Genomic DNA, 19,297 nt, shown 5'->3' with positions numbered 1-19,297 from the left:
GCATGCGCAGCGGATGCCGGGCCGCGGCTGCCGCCAAGTTCCCATAATTCGGTCAGTTGCTCGAAGGCGCTGGCGTGGCGCGGGTTGCTGTACAGCCATTGCCGGAAATGCTGCCTTTCCGCCTCCGTACAGTCATCGGCGTGCAGCCGCGCGATCCAGCGCGCCGCGTGATGCCGGATCGAGCCACGCCACCACAACAGGCTCACTGCGCCATCCATGCGGAAAGAAAGACCAGCGCTCTGGCAATATGTTTTTCAACACTGCTTTCGCTGATGTCCATCAGGCGGGCGATGTCGCGATAGGTCATTTTTTCAACGCGATGCAGCACGAAAGCCTGCCGGGTGCGGCGCGGCAGGCGCTGGCAGCCCGCATGGAAACGGATCATGCGTTCACGTGCATGATAGACTTCCTCCTGCGTGGGCGCGGTATCGCGCGCATCGCCAAGCGTGTCATCCCAGCCGCCGGGCGCTATGCAGCCAACCTGCTCGCGCCTGCGCGCATTGTGCGACAGGTTGACCGCGCTGCGCGTAATATAGGCCTCCGGGTGGCCAATACTGCCATCGGGGCGTTCGAGATACTTTACGAAGGCACTCTGCAGGTGATCTTCCGCGTCATAGCGGCGTGTGAGGGATCTCACGCGCCGGTAAAGGCGAAGCCACTCCTGCCGACAGGGCAACCATTTTTCGCTCAACGGCTTCCTCATCCCATCCGGGGCTGCTGGAAAAGACCGTTGCTGTGTAAGGGATTTTAAAAGGAAACATTTGTGACAGTTTCATGAAAGTTGCATGTCCATGGCGGGACGGGCATTTTCTGCTTCAGTCATTGTGTCATGATCCGCCAGCAAATCTCACCGCTTGCCCGAACCCTTTTCGCCCTTCGCAACCCTGAGTTGACCAAGCCACAGCATGACCCGATCCAGCCTTGCCGCTCCCCTTTCCCGCCTTGTGTCATGGCGGGGCCTGCCACTTCTGGCAGCGCTGCTTGCCACGCCCTGGCTTGCCAGCACGCCGGGCCACGCGGCTGACCCGCTTGAGGCCACGCCGCCCGAGGCTGGCTATTTCACCCCCGCCACCCAGCCCGACTCAACCGCCTACCTGCCGCCCCCGCCACAGCCCGGCACGGTGCGGCAGGCCAATGATGACCAGGCTTTCGCCGCCACCCGCGCCTTGCGCGGCAGCCCGCGCTGGGCGCTGGCCACGGCGGATGCCGACCTGCATGAAAATGCGCTGCTGCATAGTTTTTCCTGTGCCGCAGCGCTGCCGCTGAGCAGGACCGATGCGCCAAAGCTCAGCGCGCTCATTCACAAGATGGATGTATCGGAAATTGCTGACATGCGTAAAAGCAAGGCCTACTGGCACCGGCCACGCCCCTTTGTCGGCAACAGCCAACCCATCTGCACCGAAAAGGACCGGGCACACCTGGCCACGTCAGGCTCCTATCCATCAGGCCACACCATGCTGGGCTGGAGCACGGCACTTGTACTGGCCGAACTGCTGCCAGACCATGCAACGCAGATCCTGCAACGCGGCCGGGTCTTTGGCGAGAGCCGGATCATATGCGGCGTACATTGGGAAAGTGACGTGCAGGCAGGCTACATGCTGGGCGCGGCCGAGATTGCCACCCTGCATGGCAGCTCCGCCTTCCGCGCGGATATGGACGCGGCCCGGGCGGAACTGGCCGCCCTGCGCAACAAGGCCCCTATGGCTGCAACACCGTCATGCAGCCTTGAGCAGGACGCCGCCCGCCATTCGCCCCTGTAACTGAATCTGCCTTTTGCCGATTGCCGTTTTATCGCGCGCCCGGGTCCATAAGGAGCATTACGTCAGGGCAGGATGTGGATTTGTGAACACAGGCCAGGGTCAAACCACGCCGGGAGCGCCACCTGTCAGGGCGGCGATATAGGCAGTGCGCCTGCTTTGTAATAAGATCGCCCCTGAAACGATCGGAAAGCCTGTTCTCCCACGGCTTAAAATAATTGCCATATCTGGAAACGATTGATGAAAAAAAGACTGCTGGCCGCCCTCTTCTCCCTTTCCCTCCCCACCGGGTCCGCGCTTGCGGCTGATGGCGCGGGCCTGTTCCAGGCCAATTGCAGCGCCTGCCATCAGGCCGATGGCCAGGGCGTGGCGGGGCAGTTCCCGCCGCTTGCCGGGCGCGTGGGCAAGATTGCCGCGACACCGGAAGGGCGGCAGTATGTCATTGCCGTGGCGCTGAATGGCCTGATGGGGCCGATTACGGCTGCGGGCAATACCTATGCAAGCTTTATGCCGCCCTTCAAGACCCTGCCCGATGACCAGATCGCAGCCGTGCTGAACCATGTGGCGGGCCTGCCCTCAGGCCCCGATGCAACCGTGTTTACCGCTGATGAAGTGGCCACCGCCCGCAAGGAAGCCCTGACGCCACCCGCCGTGATTGAAAAGCGCAAGGCGCTTGATGCACAGCATCCGCTGCCCTGAACGACCGGCACAAAAGGGGGATCTGGACGATCCCCCTTTTTTTTCAGGCGCATGCCCTGAATACTGTATCGCTACAAAAAGCCGCCTGTTTTCAGAAAGGCGATGTCTTCTGAAGCTTTTTGAAAAAAGCTTCACCAAAAAATTTCATAATTTCAGAGCGTTATGGCGGAGACGGCGCATCAAGCACATGCGACATATCTCTCCACTTAATATTTGACGGAAATGATGTCTGTTCAAAAAACGCTCTAAAAGCTGATACAACATCATCGATAAATAAGATTTCATCGGGCTGCATTGTAATGTTCCCAGCGCCGCACATCACTGTCTGCTCGCCAGTATAACAAACATGCGGAATAGGCAGGTAAGCCCGAAGATGCCTGCCTTCCTGTTTTTCCCGAAGTTCAAGAACGCATGTGACCCTTCCACCGGCAACCTGTATGTAAGAGCCATCACCATTCTCTAAAATGGCATAAGAACATGGCCCATAGCTTTTTAATGACCTGAGATATTTTTCTATTCTGGAGAAATTCTCTACTTTTACCGGCTCTTTATTCTCCATCTTCATTATCATTGCCATATAACGCTTACCCCGATATTCAAAAAAAATGCCGCCTTCTTAAAAGGCGGCATTCAAAAACTTTTACTGGTTTTTCAGTAATCGCTTATTTTCCCGGTGCGCGCACGGCCGTGGTTTCAATTTCAACCAGCCATCCCGGATTGGCCAGATGCGCCACGCCAAAGGCCGAGCGTACCGGCAGGTTGGGCTGCTTGGCCGACGGGCCATAGAACTGGGTATAGGCTTTCATCATGCCTTCAAAGTCGAGTTTGCCCAGCTTGGGGTCTTCGACCATGTAAACATGCATCTGCACCACGTCACCCATGCCCAGACCCAGCTTTTTCAGCTCGCCCTGAATGCGCTGCAGGGCCGCATAGGTCTGTGCCTGCGTATCACCATACGCAGCGAGGCTCTTGGGGTCGGCCTTCTTGTCCTGCACCGGCGCGCCCATGCCGCTGAGGTAGATGGTGGTCGCGCCCGCAGGCACCTCGATGGCGGAGGAAATGGGGAATTTCCCTTCCCCATGCCGCACGATGCCATCATCGGCATAAGCCGGCATGGCAGCTGCCATGCCACCAAGAACAGCCATGGCGGCAACGGTTTTCTTAAGGTCGAACATTCTCTTGCTACTCCTGGGGTGTTACAGGCGGCCGCTGGGCCGCAACGTCAGATGCACTTACGGCATCGGTATAGTGATTGCCAAAATGGGTGCGGATATAATTCACCACATTGGCGATCTGGTCATCTTTCAGCACGCCTGAAAACCACGGCATGCCGCCATACCCATTCAGGATCACATAGACCGGGTAGGCGCTGCTCTGCAGCTTGGTGTTGCCTGCAAAGGCCGGGAACTGCGCACCAGCGCCCACCGCGCCCTTGCCATCAGGCATGTGGCACCCCTGGCAGACATGGCGGTACACGTCCTCACCGGTATTCATGGGCTGTACGTTGCCCACCACGGAGGCGGCGCTATCGGCGCGCGCGGGGCCGGAGGGGGCGGCAAGCAGCGGCAGGGCCGCGAGGGCAGACAGGAGAAGGATCTTACGCATCAGCTGGCTCCCTGCGCGCGCTTGTGCAACTGGGTTACGGCATCGAGGGCGGAAAGAATGGCGCCTTCCTGCCAGCAGCCCACGTAGGATGCATGCTCACCGGCCAGCACCACGCGGTTATCCATGGCGCAAAGGGCCTTGTAGTGGGTCTTGCGGGCCTGCTCGCTCCACATCGAGCAGCAACCCATGGTCCAGGGCACGCGGCTCCAGGCGAAGCTCACGCCGTTGGAGAATTCCTTGCGGTAATGCTTGGGGTGGAACGCCTCGCCCTGCGCGAGCGCGTGCTCGATGCGCTCCTGCGGCGTCATGCCCGCAAAATCATAGGCGGCGGGGCCGAACATGTAGCCGCCAAGCAGCACCGCCGGCCCGCGTGAGAAGCAGCCGTGGCTGGGATAGGAGATCTGGCTGATCGGCTGGTCGGTAAAGCTGATGCCGCCGTAGATCTGGTCCTCTTCCTCCCAGAAGCGGCGCTTGAACTCCAGCCCGAGCTTGACGGACGAGGCATAGGGAACCGCCATGATCGCGGCCTTGAGCGGCGCGCTGACCTGCACGTCAAGCTGCGAGAGCACGGGCAGCGGAATGGTGCACACGCAGTAATCGGCCTTGGCCTCGCGCACCGCGCCGCCATGGTTCATGTCGTTATAGGTAACGCTCACGCCCTTGTCGTCCTGATGGATGGACGTGACCTTGCAGTTGAGCGTGATGAGATCGTGCACCTGGCGGTTGAAGCCCTTGCCGATCATGTCCATGCCGCCCACGGGCTGGAACATGGTGGTCTGCATGTCGAGGCGTTCGTGGAAGGCCATCCACGTCCACAGGCCCGAATTCAGCACGTCCTTGCGGTCGAACGGGTCAGAGGGGACCGGCTCGCCATTCAGGCCGCCACCAAGCGCCTTTTCATAGCCACGGCATTCGGAGCTGATCACGCCCTTGCGGTAGTTCAGCTTGGAATCAAGGCTGCCCCACTGGCGCATGGCCGTAAGCAGGTGCGCGCGTTCATCGGCCGAGACCACATCGTCAAGCTTGTGCTGGTCGATGGCCTTGCCGAGCAGTTCGGCGGTAAAGCCGTTGAAATCGGAGGCATATTCGCGGTAGCGCACGGCCTTGCCGCCAAATGCCTTGCTCGAGTGCAGCCACGCATTGTGGTTGAGTTCGACAAACGGCTCGAGTTCCACGCCAAATTCGCGGCAGTAATGCAGCAGGCCCTGATGGTGGTAGGGAATGCGCCACGGGCCGGGATTGATATAGTTGCCGGGCGCAAAACCAACCTTCTGGGTGGCGCCGCCGAGTTCGGTTACGGTATCACCGCCACGCAGGCTGATGTTACGGCCACCGGCGCGGCCCTGGAACTCCAGGATCTGGACCTGATAGCCTGCCTTGCGCAGTTCGTAGGCGGAGAGCATGCCCGCAAGCCCTGCGCCAAGCACCAGCACGCGGGTGCCGCGCTTTGCACCGGACAGGACGGGTGGCGCGGTGAAATCCGTGCCCTGTGCATGCCCCATGGATGTCATGGCCTGATACAGCGCAGCACTACCAGCCAGAGTACCGATACGGGTAAGGAGTTGCCTACGCGTGGGGGCTTTACGCGGATGAGCGTTTGTCATCAAGAAATCCCAAGCAATCAACGAAAACAGTTTCCTACTCTTAACCAACAAAGCGGGGGGCAACCATATCCGTTCCGGAATATTTTCTTTTAACAACGATTGATGTTGCTGTTATGCAACATCAATCTGCAGCCTTGCGCCCCGCAGGGCCGCCCTTTTCCGCCATGGCAGAAAATAATGCTTACATTACTGTAAATTTTCTTGCTTCGTGATACGCGGCATGTGTCGGCCTGAATCCCTCACGTTCCGGCGGCGGCATGGCGGAAGCAGCCTGCCTCATGGTCATGAATCATGCCGGCAGCCTGCATCCAGGCATAGGCCGTGACAGGACCGACAAAGCGGAAGTGCCGCGCCCGGAGTGCGGCTGCCATGGCCTGCGACAGGGGTGAATCGGTCCGGACCGTGGGGGCTGGCTCATGCACGGCCCTGCCGCCGGGCAACATGCCCCACGCGAAGGTGGCAAAGTCCTCGCCCGCCGCGCGCATGGCGACATAGGCCCGCGCATTGCCAATCGCTGCCACGATCTTGGCACGGGCGCGGATAATGCCGGGATCGGCCATCAGGCGGCTGACATCAGCCTCGGTAAAGCGCGCGACGCGATCGGGATCAAACCCCATGAAGGCACGGCGAAACCCTTCACGCCGCCGCAGGATGGTGCGCCATGACAGCCCGGCCTGAAAGCCTTCAAGCACCAGCATTTCCCATAACTGGCGGCTGTCATGCACGGGCACGCCCCATTCCTCGTCATGATAGGCCATCATCATGGCATCGGCCTGCGCCCATCTGCAGCGCGGGCGGGCCGGGTCGGGTAGGGTCATGTCTGTTTTCATGTGATCTTATGCCAGGGCAAACCCCAGCACAGCGGCAAGATGCCTGCGATACCGCCCGATATCGGCCTCGATCGACGGGTTCTTGATCACGTCAGTGGCAAGGAAGGTTGGCAGGGGCGAGAGCGCAAGAAACTGGTTGGCCTTGTGGAAAGGGAAATAGACGCCATCAATCCCCCTGCCCTCAAAAAACTGGGCGGGGTCGACAAAGGCGTCTTCCGGGGCGTTCCATGTCAGTGAGAGCATATAGTGCCTGCCCCGCAGCAGGCCACCGGAGCCATATTGACGCTCGGGGTGGGCACGGCTGCGGCCATCATTGGCGTACAGAACGCCATGGCCTGCGGTAAAGACCTCGTCCATGTATTTCTTGACGATCCACGGCGCGCCCATCCACCAGCCCGGCATCTGGTAAATGACGAGGTCGGCCCACAGGAAGTTCTGCACCTCTTCTTCAATATCATAGCCTGAATCAATCTTTGTCTGCCGCAGGGCAAGGCCTGCCGCCGCCAGCGTCTGTGCCGCGACGGCCTGCAAGGTATCGTTCAGCCGACCATGCGAATGGGCAAATTTCTTCCCGCCGTTCAGAAGAAGGATGTTTTTCACGCTCTGTCCCCTCATGTTCAGCCATCAGGGATAGGACCTGCTTTCATGCCAGACAACGGGCAACGCGAAGCTGGCGTGCAAAACACAAAAAAACCGGGGCCGCATTGCACGGCCCCGGTCGGGTCGGTCAGGTCATGCCCGATCCGGTCAGTTCACGTTATCCAGTGCATAGACCACAAGGTCATCCGTCACCGGCGTCATCATGAAGTGGTGGCCACCGGCCATGATGGCGACATACTGCTTGCCCTTGTATTCATACGTCATGGGAGTGGCCTGGCCGCCACCGGGCAGCACGTCGTTCCAGACTTCCTTGCCGGTATGGATATCGAAGGCATGGATCATGTTGTCGGTCGTTGCGGCAACAAAGATCAGCCCGCCTGCGGTAATGACCGGGCCGCCATTGTTGGGCGTGCCGATGGTCAGCGGCAGGTGCGTGGGCAGGCCGAACGGGCCGTTGGCGCGCGCGCTGCCCAGCGGGTGCTGCCACAGCACTTTCTGGGTGTGCATGTCGATGGCGGTGATCATGCCATAGGGCGGGCGGTTGCACATCATGCCCGTATATTCATCCCAGAACGGCGAGACCACGATGCCGTAAGGCGTTTCCGCCATGGCGCCAGCGCCTTCGGCACCGCCACCGCCGGGCTTGAAGTTGGGGTCATCGACCGGCATCAGGCCAAGCTTGTCGGCCTTCTTGCGGCTGACCAGCTGGTCATACATCGGGGTATTGTTCCAGTTGGCGATCAGGATGCCGGTCTTCTCGTCATAGGCCACGCTGCCCCAGTCCGAGCCACCGTTATAGCCGGGATATTCCAGCCAGGGCTTGTCGATGCTGGGCGGGGTGAACTCACCCACGTAATGCGCGCGGCGATACTTCAGGCGGCAGTAAAGCTGGTCGATCGGCGACATGCCCCACATGTCCGATTCCTTGAGCGGCGCAAAGCCAAGACGCGGCATGCCGACCGACCAGGGCTGCGTGGGCGAGCGCGGATCACCCGGCACCATGCCCGGCGAGGGCGCGGGCCGTTCTTCAACCGGCAGCACCGGGTCGCCCGTGCGGCGGTCGAGCACGAAGGTCTGGCCACGCTTGGTGGGCATGATCAGGGCCGGAACCGTCGAGCCATCGGGCTTGGTGAAGTCCATCAGCGTGGGCTGGGAGCCGATATCGTAGTCCCACACATCCTTGTGCACGGTCTGGAACACCCAGCGCGGCTCGCCGGTCTTCACGTCAATCGCCACGACGGCGGAGGAGACCTTGTTTTCTTCCGGGCTGCGCATGGCGCTGTAGTAATCAGCCGCCGAGTTGCCGGTCGGCACGTAAACCAGCCCCAGCGCGTTATCGCCGATCATGGCGGCCCAGGAGTTCGGCGTGCCACGGCTGTAATGCTCGCCTTCCTTTGGCTCGCCGTGTTCATGCGGGCGGTTGACATCCCACGCCCACAGGAAGCGCCCGGTCTCGGCATCATACCCACGGATCACGCCCGAGGGTGCCCAGCGGCGCTGGCCATCGAGAATTTCCTGGTTGGTGATGATCGCGCCATTGACGATGGGCGGCGGCGCGGTCTCGGCCACGAAGCCGGGCACCGATTCACCCATGCCCTTCATCAGGTTGACCATGCCGTGCCAGCCAAAGCCCTCGCACACCTTGCCGTCCTCGCTGTCCACCTCGATCAGGCGTTCATCGAGCGTGGCCTCGAGAATACGGTGATGGCAGTGCTCGCCTTCGGGCACGGTAGAGGAGGTGTAATACACCACCGCCTTACACGCCGCCGTGTAGGGAATGCTCTCATATTTCTCGTTGGCGTGGAAATGCCAGATTTCCTTGCCGGTAGCGGGGTCGATGCGCATCATGTCGTTCAGCGCGGAACACATGTACAGCCCGTCGCCAACCTTGATGGGCGTGGTCTCGGCTGCCCATTTGTTGGTCTGGCCCGGCCCCGGCTTGCTGCCGGTGTGGTAGATGAAGGCGCGCTTGAGGTGCCCGATATTGGATGGCGTGATCTGGTCAAGCGGCGAGTAGCGGGTCGCCCTGTCATCACGCGCGTAGCCGGGCCAGTCATCATGCGCGGGGTTGGCCGTGACCTGGTCCACCATGGGTGTGGCTTCGCTGGGCTCGGCAGGCGGTCCGTCGGGAATATTGGCGGCGTTCACGCCGGGAGACTGCGGGGCATTGGGTGATGGCGGCGAGAATGCATCCGCCGGCGGCGCAGGCGTGCCGGGCGCAACTGTTGCGTTGCCGTTACCGGGCGGCTGGTCGGCTGGGGGCACCTGCGCGAAGGCTGCCGTAACGGCAGTGCCCGCAATAATGGTGGCACCGAGCAGCAGGGTGCGGAGCATGGGGGTTCTGGCGGACATTATGCGACCTCCCGCACGGATGTTGAATGGGCATTTTCCATGCGGCGCAGGGCGGGCAGGCAGAGTGCGACGGCAATGGCGAGGAGGGTCGGCCCGAACACGCGGGGCAGCAGGCCCCAGCCATCAAACCCGACTTCCCAGAAAGCCCAGAGCCATGTCACGCCAACAGCGGCCAGATACAGCATGGCCCCCGCGGCCCGGCCCATGGCCATGAGCACGCCCGCTGCCGTGACGGCGATGCCAATAATGACATAATACCAGGAACCGCCAAGAAACATGAGTTCGGCACCCATATAAGCAAGGGGCAGCCCCAGAAGAACGATGACAACCGCAAGACCCAGGATCGCCCACGCGATGGGGGTCTGTGGTTTTATGAAAGCTGACATGATGGATATTCCTCCAGTATCATGTAACGGAAACTAATACCGTTAATATCACGCATGAAAAAACTTAATCGTGAGGTCGGTAACGGATTTATTATAATTGTATCAATAGTCACAGTAATCCGCTAAAAAAACAGCAGACTCATGCCTCTTTCGGCAGCCTGCCCTGCAAGGGAAGCGTAGTGGAGAAATATTTTTTACTTCAAAGCGCCTCCTGATGAAACCATTCCGGTTTTACCGTAAAGCCGTCGCGCGCCATTGGCCGCATCAATGGGTCATGCCCGTGGTTGTTGCGCTGCCCGCGCGCCGGAGTATCAGGAGCGATAAGGCGCAGGGTTTCCAGATGGTGCCGGAAAGGCATAATGCAAATAAATCTACTTGAAAACGGGCATGCCAAGGCCGGTTTCATGATGCAGGCAATTAAAAATGATACCAAAGAGCGACATTGCAGATGGGTACAAATATTTTCTTTTTTGTTGATATCCGTCAGCCAGATGGCACATGGCAGGCCCATGACAGGTTTACGTGCGGGCATGATGAGGACGGACCTTGCATAGGCTGCGACACCCGCCTTTATGATGGGCGAAACAGCACTCTTTTCACCATCCTGGGTTATGGCCGTGCATCGCATGCCAGCAAGGCAGGCATCGTGCCTGTCAGCCCCGCACGCGGCATACCTGATGACGCAACACCCCAATACCGCCAGTTCGCGGCCGAATGGGGCGAGGATGGGCATAGCCACTCCTATCTCACGCTACGGGAATTGCTGGATTATGACTGGACACACCGCGTGCGGCTTGAAGGCTGGCTCAACCTTGGGGAGTGGGTGACATGGACCGGCAATAACAGGGCAAAAGCACCGGACACCTATTGCGCCGGCATAATCGGTCGTTCCATTCGCCATGTCAGTACAGGCACAATGGAAAAACTGCTTGAACGGTATCATGCCCTTTCAGCCGGCCAGGAGCGCGCTTCCTTTCTGGCGGAAAATGCCGACACGTACGCACAGGCGACATGGCAAATCCCCGCTTATGCCGCGATCGACTACTTCTGGGCAGAAACCGTGCCGGTTCTGCTGCACATCGCGCGCGGCACTTCAGGGCTCGACAGGGTACGGATCGTGTTTTTCTTCAACAACTGACCTGCCGCTGGCGCCGCGGGCCAGCCATCAAAGGCTGGTTCGCGGGCAACAGGTCCTGATCAGCATCCGTCTATATACGTACATATATAGTCAATGACAGACCAGTCCCTCGTCATGCGCTGTCATGTCAGGCAGCCTGCCGGGGCAGAAGATCGTGCAGCGTGGTCTGATCAAGCACATCAAGGAATGCGCCAAGCGACCGGGCCAGCAGATGACGCAGGCGGCACATATCGGCCAGCACGCAGGCCTGCCCGTATTCTGGCTGGCACGCTTTCATGGAGAGCATGTCAGCCTCCATCATGCGCACGATGTCGCCTATGATGATTTCATGCGGCATGCGCGGCAGTTCCAGCCCCCCTGCCCGGCCCCGACGGGTATCGATAACCCCGTTTGTAGAAAGCCGGTTGACCACCTTGACAAGGTGATTGTGGGAAATGCCATGATTTTCCGAAATCTCATGCACGGAAACGCGCCGACCAGGGTTTTGCCCCAGATAAACCAGAACACGGATGGCATAGTCGGTATGAAGGGTCAGGCGCATGGTATTTCGGCTCTGGCTCCCTGTCTTGTAGGGCCTGCCCGCAGGATGCGGGGGCAGGTATCGGGCCAAGGCGACGGCGTGCGGGGCATGGTATTCCTGTGATTACACGTTGTGGGCCAAATTCCTCATGCTACAACTAAAAAGACTGCTGCCGTCCTTATTGCAACCGGAAAATATGGTCTTCCTGTTATATAAATAAATATTATATTGTCATAAGCTGAAGTTATTACAGCACTGCATGAATCATCCCGATACACAGGATTTTTCGATTCCACGCGCACCACATGGCCAGAAAATCATAGGCATCCGCCATGCCTGCATGGGCCAAGTTTACAGTTTCTTAGGGTCATGCAGGATATCATGCAACGTAATGCGATCGAGAACCGACATGAAGGCATTGACCGATTTGGCAAACAGCCCGCGCAGGCGGCATGCATCCGCCAATACGCACGCCTGCCCGTTTTCAGGATTGCAGGACACAATTTTGCCCATATCTGCCTCCATAAGGCGGATGATGTCACCAATAACGATCTGGTGCGGCGCACCGGCGAGTTCCAGCCCGCCACTGCGCCCGCGCCGCGCCAGAATGACACCGCTGCTGGACAGACGGTTCACCACCTTGACCAGATGATTCTGGGAAATGTGGTGCGTCAGGGCAATCTCCTGAATCGAAACCCGTCTGCCCGGGTTCTGCCCGAGATAGATGAGGGTACGAATGGAATAATCGGTGTAAAGAGTAAGACGCATGGCGTGTCATGACGCCTGTAGCGTGATCTCGGTATGATCTGGCGCAATGATGTGCTCCGCAAGCACAAGATTCGCAGCAGAAATCGGGGGAGAAATATAAAAACCCTGAATCCGGTCGGCACCGATCTCGCGCAGCACGTCCATCTGGCCTTTCGTTTCCACGCCGCTCACGGTCACGCTCAGCCCGAACGCATGGGCCAGGCCGATCAGATGCGCCACGACATCGCGGCTCTGCTGGTCGGTTTCAATCTCCTTGACCAGCCTGCGTGATATCTTGGCCTGCGTGAAAGAAATCGTGCGCAGGACCGAGATGGGCAGCGTCGCCAGCCCGAAATCATCGAGAGTCAGCTGGAAGCCAAGTGCGCTCAGTTCCTGCAGGCGTTGCAGCACGCGATCGGAGCGCCTGCCCGCCAGCACGCTTTCCGATACTTCCAGCACGTAATCGGATGCCTTGCCGCCCTGCCGCTTTATTTCAGCCTCAAGGTCATTCTGGAAGCCGATATTGAGCAGGTCCAGCCGCGAGAGATTGATGGTCAGGTTGGGATACGCATCAAGGTTTGTATTCCACATCCGCATGTCATTCTGGAAAGACTTGACCAGACGCGGACTCATGACCTGCGCCAGGGCGGCATCAAGGAATACATCGCGGAAGCTTTCGGCCGCCAGCAGGCCGCGCTGCGGGTGGTGCCAGCGCAGCAGCGCCTCGATCTGGTCGCACTTGCCGGTGCTGAAGTTCATGATCGGCTGGTAGTAAAGCTCGAACTGGTCCTTCATCACTCCTTCACGCGCATCATTGAGGATCTGGGCCCGCTCCAGCGCATGCTGGTGCAGGGTAATGTCGAACATGCGCGCCTGGTGGCCACCTGCGCGCTTGGCGGCATAAAGCGCGATATCGGCATTCTTCTGGAGCGATTCGGCACTTTCCTGGCTGGCGATGGGGCTGACCCCGATGCTGCCAGACACGTTGACCATGGTGTTGCCCACCTCGATCGGCGCTTCAAGCTCGGCCAGCAGTTTCTCCAGCATGAGGGAAAGCGGAAATTTGTGCAGCGTATGGTTGAGGATGAGCGCAAACTCATCGCCGCCCAGCCGGCAGACTGCATCTTCAGGGTGAACAAGGGCCAGAAGCCGGTTGGAAATCACCTTCAGTACCACATCGCCCGCATGGTGGCCATGAATGTCGTTGATCTGCTTGAAGCCATCAAGATCGAACATGACCAGCATGATATCGCGGGTGATGTTCTGCGCCTTGTCCTCCACCGCCGTCTGGAGCACGTTATTGAAGCCACCACGGTTGAACAGCCCCGTCAGCGGGTCGGTCGCGGCGAGCGACTTGAGCCGGTCACGGGTGTTCATGAGTTCGGTAATCTCGAACCGGGTCGCGACATATCCCTCCACCGCGCCCAGCGAGTTGTGCTTTGGCATGATAGTGGTCGCCACCCAGTACAGCGTGCCATCCTTGGCCCGGTTGCAGATATTGCCGCGCCATATCTCGCCAGCCCGGATGGTGCGATACATCTGCCTGAAAAAGCTCGCATCATGATAGCCGGAATTGACGATGCGATGCGTCGCCCCCAGCAGTTCTTCACGCGGGTAGCGGCTGATCTCGCAAAAGCGGTCATTCACATAGGTAATCACGCCGCGCACATCTGTAATGGCCACGATCAGGACATTATCCACGACATCGGCCCAGAAATCCGAATCCTGGTGAGTCAGCGCGCGCAGGCGGTCATCGTGCTTGAGTGACATGGCGTATGGCTCCATCTATCCCGTAGCAGATCAGGACTTTGCAGGGGTTGCGGGGCTTGCAGCAGCAGGCTTGGCCGGGGGTGTGGCGTCTTTTTCGCCGCCATTGCCGGGCTTGCCATCCTTTTTGGCGCGGGCGGCGTCAATCTCGCGGATGACGGCAGGCGCGCCGCCACGGCGCACCCAGGCTTCAAGATCCTGCGGCGCCAGCGGCTTGGCGAACAGGTAGCCCTGCATCACGTCGCAGTTGAGCTTTTCGAGCAGGTCGCGCTGCTGCTCGGTCTCCACGCCCTCGGTCACCACCGTCATGCCCAGCCGCGAGCCGATGCCGATCACCGCCATGGTCACGGCCTGGGCATTGGTGTCGTATTCAAAATCGTTGATGAAGCTGCGGTCGATCTTGATCTCGGTCAGCGGCAGGCGCGTGAGCCGCGAGAGCGAGGAGTAGCCCGTGCCGAAATCATCCATCGACAGGCCACAGCCGATATTGCGGATCGACTGGAGCACTTCCTCGGTGTCGCGGCTGTTATCCATCATCACGCTCTCGGTAATTTCCACCGTCAGGCGCGCAGGCTTGAGATTATGCTCCTTGAGCAGGGCCGCGATATGCTCGGGCAGCGCGCGGTTGCGGAAATGCACGGCGGACAGGTTCACGGCCACGGTGGGCACATGAATGCCGTCGCGGTCCCATTTCACGATCTGGCGGCACGCCTCGAGCAGCGACCAGCGGCCGATGGCCTCGATCTGCCCGGTCTCTTCCGCCACGGCAATGAAGCGCGAGGGGAAGATGTTGCCCAGATGCGGATGATGCCAGCGCGACAGGGCCTCGACCCCGCTGAGTTCAAGCGTGTGGGTGCGCACCTGCGGCTGGTAGTGCAGTTGCAGCATGCCCTGCGCCAGCGAATCACGCAGGGCCGAGCCAAGCACCAGCCGGTCCTGCGCCACCTGGTTCTTTTCAAGGTTCGCGAAGCGGAAGATGCCGCGCCCGTCTTCCTTCGCCTGCCGCATGGCGGTATCGGCATGGCTGAGCAGGGATTCGCTGTCCGGCCCGTTGGCGGGGAAGGTGCTGATGCCGATCGAGCACGAAATCGACAGCGTGTTCTGCCCGATCTGGAGCGGGCGGCCAATGGTTTCGAGCAGCTTGTGGGCAATTTCCTCGATCTGCTTGCCTTCGCAATCGGGCACCACCACCACGAACTCGTCGCCGCCGGAGCGGCTGAGCACGTAATCCTCCTTGGCGATGGAACGGATGCGACCTGCAATCTCGACAAGGAACTGGTCGGCATAGACATGGCCGAGCGCATCGTTGATATCGCGGAAGCGGTCGATATCGAGCATGAAAATGGCCAGCGTGCGGTTGCCGGGCTGGGCGATGATGTCTTCCATCACGCGATGCAGCGCGCCACGGTTGAGCAGGCCGGTCAGGCTGTCATAGCGGGCAAGCTGGGTCAGGTGGGTCTTGGTGGCATGCTGCTCGAGCGCCAGCGCGCAGAAAGGCAGGCACGCGCCCACCAGGCGCTGCGGCCACGCGCCAAGCTGGTTGGGCTCGCGCAGGTACAGCGCGAAGATGCCCGTTACCCGCCCGTCACCGGCCATGACCGGTGCCGCATAGCACGACTGCAACCCCAGCGAGCGGCACATGGACTGGTAGTTGTTCCACACCAGGTGGCCGGTATAGGAGGCATTGGCCTTGAGCTTTTCCACATCCGAAGGTGACGGCACGGTGGTTTCAAGCGCATTGCGGATGCGCGGCGGCAGGGCGGAGGTGCAGATCACCCGCCAGGGCTGCGCATCATCGAGCACCAGCAGGGCCGCGACCGAGTTGGGCACGAAGGCTTCGACCTTGCGGCAGATCAGCTCGCCAATATCCTGGATCAGCATGTCGCTGGCCAGCGCCTGCAGCACGTCGTTCTGCAGGATCAGGATCTTGCGGCGCTGGCTCTCCTCCGTGACATTCTTCATCACGCCCATATAATAGGTGAGCCGCTTGTCTCCCTGGCCGATCTGCACCTTGGACAGCGAGAGTTCGCCACAGATGTATTCCCCATCGGCACGGGTGAATTCCACCTCGCGCGAAGTACCGACAATGCGGTTATGCCCGGTCTCGCGATTGCGGTCGATATAACGGTCGTGCTCATGGCGCAGGCGCGTGGGCACCAGGCAGTCGACATTACGGCCGATCACCTCCGCCCGTGGTATGCCCCACAGCGATTCCGCCGCCTGATTGTAGAAGATGATCTCGTTGTCCTGCCCGATGATAACGGTCGCATCAATGGCCTGTTCAAGGGCGGGCAGCAGAATTTCTGTGGTGAGGGCTGTGATGTCGGGCATCGTCGTGCGGTCTTTCTTCGCTGTCATTCGGGATGGGCCACGATCGCCCGCAAGCGGTCAGGATCGAGAATATGGATGGCGCGACGCTCACGGGAAATAAGCTGCTCGCGGTGGAATGCACTGAGAAGACGGCTGACGGTTTCGGTTGTCAGCCCAAGGAAGTCGGCCATGTCCGCACGTGATATGGCAGGATCGACAGGCCAGAGTGCGCCCGGCCCCATGCGCGTGCCCTGCCCGAGCAGGAAAGTTGCAAGGCGCTCGCGCGCGGTCTGGCGGCCAAGCATGAGCAGCCGGTTATGCAGGCTGACCAGAAGCTGGCGGGCGGAACTGAGCGAGGCCGCGCACGCGCCGGGCGATGTTTCATGCAGCTGGCGCATATGGGGCGCGGGTATGCACACCACCTGCAGGGTGCGCATGGCTTCGGCGCTGCAATGGTAGTGGGTGCAGGGATAGGCGGGGAGCACATCGCCTTTATGGGCAAAACCGATAATCTGCCGCCGCCCGTCAGGCAGCGATTTGAAAAGGCGCGCGCCTCCGGCCACCACATGGAAATGCATGCTGGCGGGCATATCTTCCGTCATGAATTCCTGACGTTCGGCAAATGTCCGTTTCATTCCATCAGAAGACAGAGAGGGCTGCACAAGAGACATGTTAATCTTTTTCTGTTCTCGACACGATTACGAATGATCTCATTAATGACATATTTTCGCCATAAGTTAATTTGTAAAACATATGCAGAATATCCGACGCTGTTTTTCTGCCTTTTTGGGACAGTTTATACTTTCGGTTAATGGTTAACAGGATACCAGACCGGATGATGTAAGTGTCCATAACGGATCAGGACTTCACTTACTCCCATACGTAGCCGCCCGTCGCGCACTGCAAACCGACACGTCCTGGCGCGCCTGCGGCACGTGACCTGAAGCGGGCACGACATGTCATGGGCATGGCTGCGTTATCATTGATACCGATCATTGCGGCCAGGGGTCGCCGCCGCTCAGGCGGATGAAACCCTTGTTCTCTCCCATGGCGCCCCTGACGGAACCGGGATTGCCTTTGCCTTCTCCTGTCAGGTCCGGGCGGGGCATAATCCGCTATCCGGCACCTGGTGGGTTGCCTCGCCTGTGTGCCGCAGGGCGTGGGCCCCGTGGCGTTCTGCGGCTCCCGGCGTGGCCTGTGGTTACAGGAAGGACCCCGGAAGCCCGGCCGTGCACACCCGCGTGGTCAGTGTGCAACGGCCCGGATACGCCTGTCAGCGCGCCGTCATGCCCTGCGGGCGGAAAACAGACAGTCATATCAGGCCACGTGGTCCCTGACCGGCAGGCCGTCCATTCCCCTCCCCCATGGCGCAACCATGAGCCTTCAATCTCAAGGAGATGATTTAAGATTTTATGAAAGTTTTGGAAAATTTCCAAAATATAAAATATGTAGCATATAATATGCATCTTACTGAAAAGGTGGGAAGTTTTTCTAAAATCCCCGAAAACCGCCATAATCTTCAAATCGTATTGCAACGGTCTTTTTTTTTAAACAACAGGACGTGAACGGTCCGCTATCCGCCCAGCAGCTCACTTCCGCCCGGAGGCGCCTGTGGGCAGGCCCGTGAGAATCATGGCCGTGGTGGGGCGTGTGGCCGCGACATAAAGCAGTTGCTGCGCTTCAAGCACATTGGTGGCGGCGCGGCGGCTGATATCGCCCACATCCACGAACACGCGGCCAAACGTACTGCCCTGCGCGGTATGCACCGTCATGGCGTAAACCGCCTGGAGCCGCCCGATGGTGCGGCGGAACACGAAGCGGTGCTGCCAGCGCGCACGCTCAAGGGCGGCCTCGCGCTTCAGGCGCTGCTCGATCGCCCCCATATCCGCGCCGGGGCGCAGGATGGCCACCGGCGTTTCATCGCCCGCCAGGGTGCGCAGCACCACATCATATACCGGCAGCTCGGTGGTCCATCCGGGCACCTTTGAAGTGGCCGGAAAGGCATGGCGCAGCACGCCGGGGCGGATATCGGCAATTTCCGCCTCCTCGTTGGTGGCCACCATCACGCGGCGGCCTTCCACATCCATGACCGGCACGCGGGCGATCACGCGCTCGCCCACCACAAAGGGCATGGGCGTCTCGCCCCCGTGTAGCCACCGGCGCACGGTGCGGTTGACGGCCTCCACCCGCGCGTTGGTCCAGCACAGGTAGCGGAATGCGTCGCTATCGGCCTTAAAGGCATCGGAGGTGAAAGCACGCTGCATCCAGGCCTCGGGCGTGCGGGGCACGAACAGGCCCGCGCCCTCGTGGTGGCTGGCGCGGCACCATGACCAGTCCAGCGGGCCGCCCTGACTTTCGCGGATGGCGGTGGCGGCAGCCACCAGCGGGTTGTCCGCCGCCTGCCGCACCACGGTTTCAAGATGCGAGGCGGAGCGGATGGCAAAGGAGGGGCTGATCGCCTCGCCTACCGGCGGCAACTGCGCCGGGTCGCCTACAAACAGCACGAAGCGGTCTGGCACGAGGTCGCGCACCCAGCGCATGAGTTCGGAACCGACCATGGAACATTCATCAATGATGATGACATCCGCCGTGATCGGCTCGGGCCGGTCGGCACGCTGCAGCACTTCGCGGCCATCCTGCACGCCGGGCTGGAGCGAGAGCACGTTATGAATGGTGCGGCATGGCGCAAGCCTGCCCACCCGTGCCTTGAGCACGGCAGTGGCCTTGTGGGTGGCGGCGGTAAACACCACATCCGCCCCCTGCTTGTGCAGCGCACGGGCCACCTGCTGCATGAGCGTGGTCTTGCCCGTGCCCGCGTAACCGGTCAGCAGATGCGTGGCCGAGACCCCGCGCGCGGCCAGGATTTCGGCCAGCGCCCGCTCCTGGCACGCGGTCAGGACCGTGCGGGACATGGAAAGCTGGCTCCTTGGGGGTGGCGGGACGGGCGCATCGGGCGGTGAAGCGTTCCTTCAGGGCGGGGCA

General features: G+C 60.3%; 19 protein-coding genes and 1 pseudogene. 3 read left to right on the top strand and 17 right to left on the bottom strand.

Translation table 11 applies throughout. The features are described from left to right. Positions 1–104: 104 nt before the first annotated feature. Positions 105–218, bottom strand: a pseudogene (locus HNW77_RS17810) (DUF4880 domain-containing protein); the annotation flags it as partial. Further along, positions 203–637 (bottom strand): RNA polymerase sigma factor, encoded by a 435-nt coding sequence (locus HNW77_RS12865; RefSeq protein ID WP_276592092.1) that lies wholly within the window; start codon positions 635–637, stop codon positions 203–205. The gene HNW77_RS12865 and the pseudogene HNW77_RS17810, both read right to left, overlap by 16 nt. A gap of 268 nt (positions 638–905) precedes the next feature. Between HNW77_RS12865 and HNW77_RS12860 the strand changes: the two genes are divergently transcribed. Together HNW77_RS12860 and HNW77_RS12855 are read left to right on the top strand one after the other, a co-directional pair. After that, a complete protein-coding gene (locus tag HNW77_RS12860; RefSeq protein ID WP_172158097.1) occupies positions 906–1,760 on the top strand; it encodes an acid phosphatase in 855 nt (284 codons plus the stop codon). A 237-nt stretch (positions 1,761–1,997) separates the two neighbouring features. Beyond that, the gene (locus HNW77_RS12855) at positions 1,998–2,456 is read left to right on the top strand and encodes a c-type cytochrome (RefSeq protein ID WP_172158096.1); all 459 of its coding nucleotides are present in this window, start codon (positions 1,998–2,000) and stop codon (positions 2,454–2,456) included. 160 nt (positions 2,457–2,616) lie between these two features. On the opposite strand, the gene HNW77_RS12850 is transcribed toward HNW77_RS12855, so the two are convergent. From HNW77_RS12850 to HNW77_RS12810, 9 genes are all read right to left on the bottom strand, one after another. Beyond that, entirely contained in the window at positions 2,617–3,015 is a 399-nt protein-coding gene (locus HNW77_RS12850; RefSeq protein ID WP_241694459.1) for a hypothetical protein, read from the bottom strand. A 103-nt stretch (positions 3,016–3,118) separates the two neighbouring features. Continuing rightward, a complete protein-coding gene (locus HNW77_RS12845; RefSeq protein ID WP_172158093.1) occupies positions 3,119–3,631 on the bottom strand; it encodes a RidA family protein in 513 nt (170 codons plus the stop codon). A 7-nt stretch (positions 3,632–3,638) separates the two neighbouring features. Continuing rightward, positions 3,639–4,061, bottom strand: a complete 423-nt coding sequence (locus tag HNW77_RS12840; protein ID WP_172158091.1) for a c-type cytochrome — start codon at positions 4,059–4,061, stop codon at positions 3,639–3,641. Then, the gene (locus HNW77_RS12835; protein WP_172158089.1) at positions 4,061–5,665 is read right to left on the bottom strand and encodes a flavin monoamine oxidase family protein; all 1,605 of its coding nucleotides are present in this window, start codon (positions 5,663–5,665) and stop codon (positions 4,061–4,063) included. Before HNW77_RS12835 ends, HNW77_RS12840 begins: the two co-directional genes overlap by 1 nt. A gap of 239 nt (positions 5,666–5,904) precedes the next feature. After that, positions 5,905–6,483 carry a DNA-3-methyladenine glycosylase I gene (locus HNW77_RS12830; protein ID WP_172158088.1) on the bottom strand — a complete coding sequence of 193 codons (579 nt, stop codon included), beginning with the start codon at positions 6,481–6,483 and terminating at the stop codon, positions 5,905–5,907. A gap of 18 nt (positions 6,484–6,501) precedes the next feature. After that, positions 6,502–7,095 carry an NAD(P)H-dependent oxidoreductase gene (locus HNW77_RS12825; RefSeq protein ID WP_172158086.1) on the bottom strand — a complete coding sequence of 198 codons (594 nt, stop codon included), beginning with the start codon at positions 7,093–7,095 and terminating at the stop codon, positions 6,502–6,504. Positions 7,096–7,242: 147 nt separating this feature from the next. After that, complete coding sequence (locus tag HNW77_RS12820; RefSeq protein WP_172158119.1) at positions 7,243–9,429, bottom strand: pyrroloquinoline quinone-dependent dehydrogenase; 2,187 nt, start codon at positions 9,427–9,429, stop codon at positions 7,243–7,245. A gap of 17 nt (positions 9,430–9,446) precedes the next feature. Further along, positions 9,447–9,833, bottom strand: coding sequence for a glycerol dehydrogenase (locus HNW77_RS12815; RefSeq protein ID WP_172158084.1), 387 nt, complete (start codon positions 9,831–9,833; stop codon positions 9,447–9,449). Between the two features lie 199 nt (positions 9,834–10,032). Further along, on the bottom strand, positions 10,033–10,566 hold the full coding sequence (locus tag HNW77_RS12810) for a hypothetical protein (RefSeq protein WP_172158082.1): 534 nt from the start codon (positions 10,564–10,566) through the stop codon (positions 10,033–10,035). Positions 10,567–10,593: 27 nt separating this feature from the next. Here HNW77_RS12810 and HNW77_RS12805 point away from each other — a divergent pair, with 27 nt between their 5' ends. Next, positions 10,594–10,971 carry a hypothetical protein gene (locus HNW77_RS12805; RefSeq protein ID WP_172158081.1) on the top strand — a complete coding sequence of 126 codons (378 nt, stop codon included), beginning with the start codon at positions 10,594–10,596 and terminating at the stop codon, positions 10,969–10,971. A gap of 127 nt (positions 10,972–11,098) precedes the next feature. Here HNW77_RS12805 and HNW77_RS12800 read toward each other — a convergent pair whose 3' ends face one another. The 6 genes from HNW77_RS12800 to HNW77_RS12775 all read right to left on the bottom strand — a co-directional run bounded on the left by HNW77_RS12800 (position 11,099) and on the right by HNW77_RS12775 (position 19,227). Next, complete coding sequence (locus HNW77_RS12800) at positions 11,099–11,512, bottom strand: RrF2 family transcriptional regulator (RefSeq protein WP_172158079.1); 414 nt, start codon at positions 11,510–11,512, stop codon at positions 11,099–11,101. A 330-nt stretch (positions 11,513–11,842) separates the two neighbouring features. Next, on the bottom strand, positions 11,843–12,259 hold the full coding sequence (locus tag HNW77_RS12795; RefSeq protein WP_172158078.1) for an RrF2 family transcriptional regulator: 417 nt from the start codon (positions 12,257–12,259) through the stop codon (positions 11,843–11,845). Between the two features lie 6 nt (positions 12,260–12,265). Continuing rightward, positions 12,266–14,008 carry a putative bifunctional diguanylate cyclase/phosphodiesterase gene (locus HNW77_RS12790; RefSeq protein ID WP_172158076.1) on the bottom strand — a complete coding sequence of 581 codons (1,743 nt, stop codon included), beginning with the start codon at positions 14,006–14,008 and terminating at the stop codon, positions 12,266–12,268. A gap of 30 nt (positions 14,009–14,038) precedes the next feature. Continuing rightward, positions 14,039–16,363, bottom strand: coding sequence for an EAL domain-containing protein (locus tag HNW77_RS12785; RefSeq protein WP_241694458.1), 2,325 nt, complete (start codon positions 16,361–16,363; stop codon positions 14,039–14,041). Next, the gene (locus HNW77_RS12780; protein ID WP_275942154.1) at positions 16,360–16,950 is read right to left on the bottom strand and encodes a Crp/Fnr family transcriptional regulator; all 591 of its coding nucleotides are present in this window, start codon (positions 16,948–16,950) and stop codon (positions 16,360–16,362) included. Before HNW77_RS12780 ends, HNW77_RS12785 begins: the two co-directional genes overlap by 4 nt. A gap of 954 nt (positions 16,951–17,904) precedes the next feature. Next, positions 17,905–19,227: an ATP-dependent DNA helicase gene (locus tag HNW77_RS12775; protein ID WP_172158073.1), complete on the bottom strand. Its 1,323-nt coding sequence runs from the start codon at positions 19,225–19,227 to the stop codon at positions 17,905–17,907. Between the last annotated feature and the right edge of the window lie 70 nt (positions 19,228–19,297).

Origin of the sequence: Komagataeibacter melomenusus, assembly GCF_013155395.1 — a bacterium.
In the GTDB taxonomy this organism is placed as follows: Bacteria; Pseudomonadota; Alphaproteobacteria; order Acetobacterales; family Acetobacteraceae; genus Komagataeibacter; species Komagataeibacter melomenusus.
The sequence above is the reverse complement of the archived record's forward strand: the minus strand, read 5'-3'. Positions and strand labels throughout refer to the sequence as shown.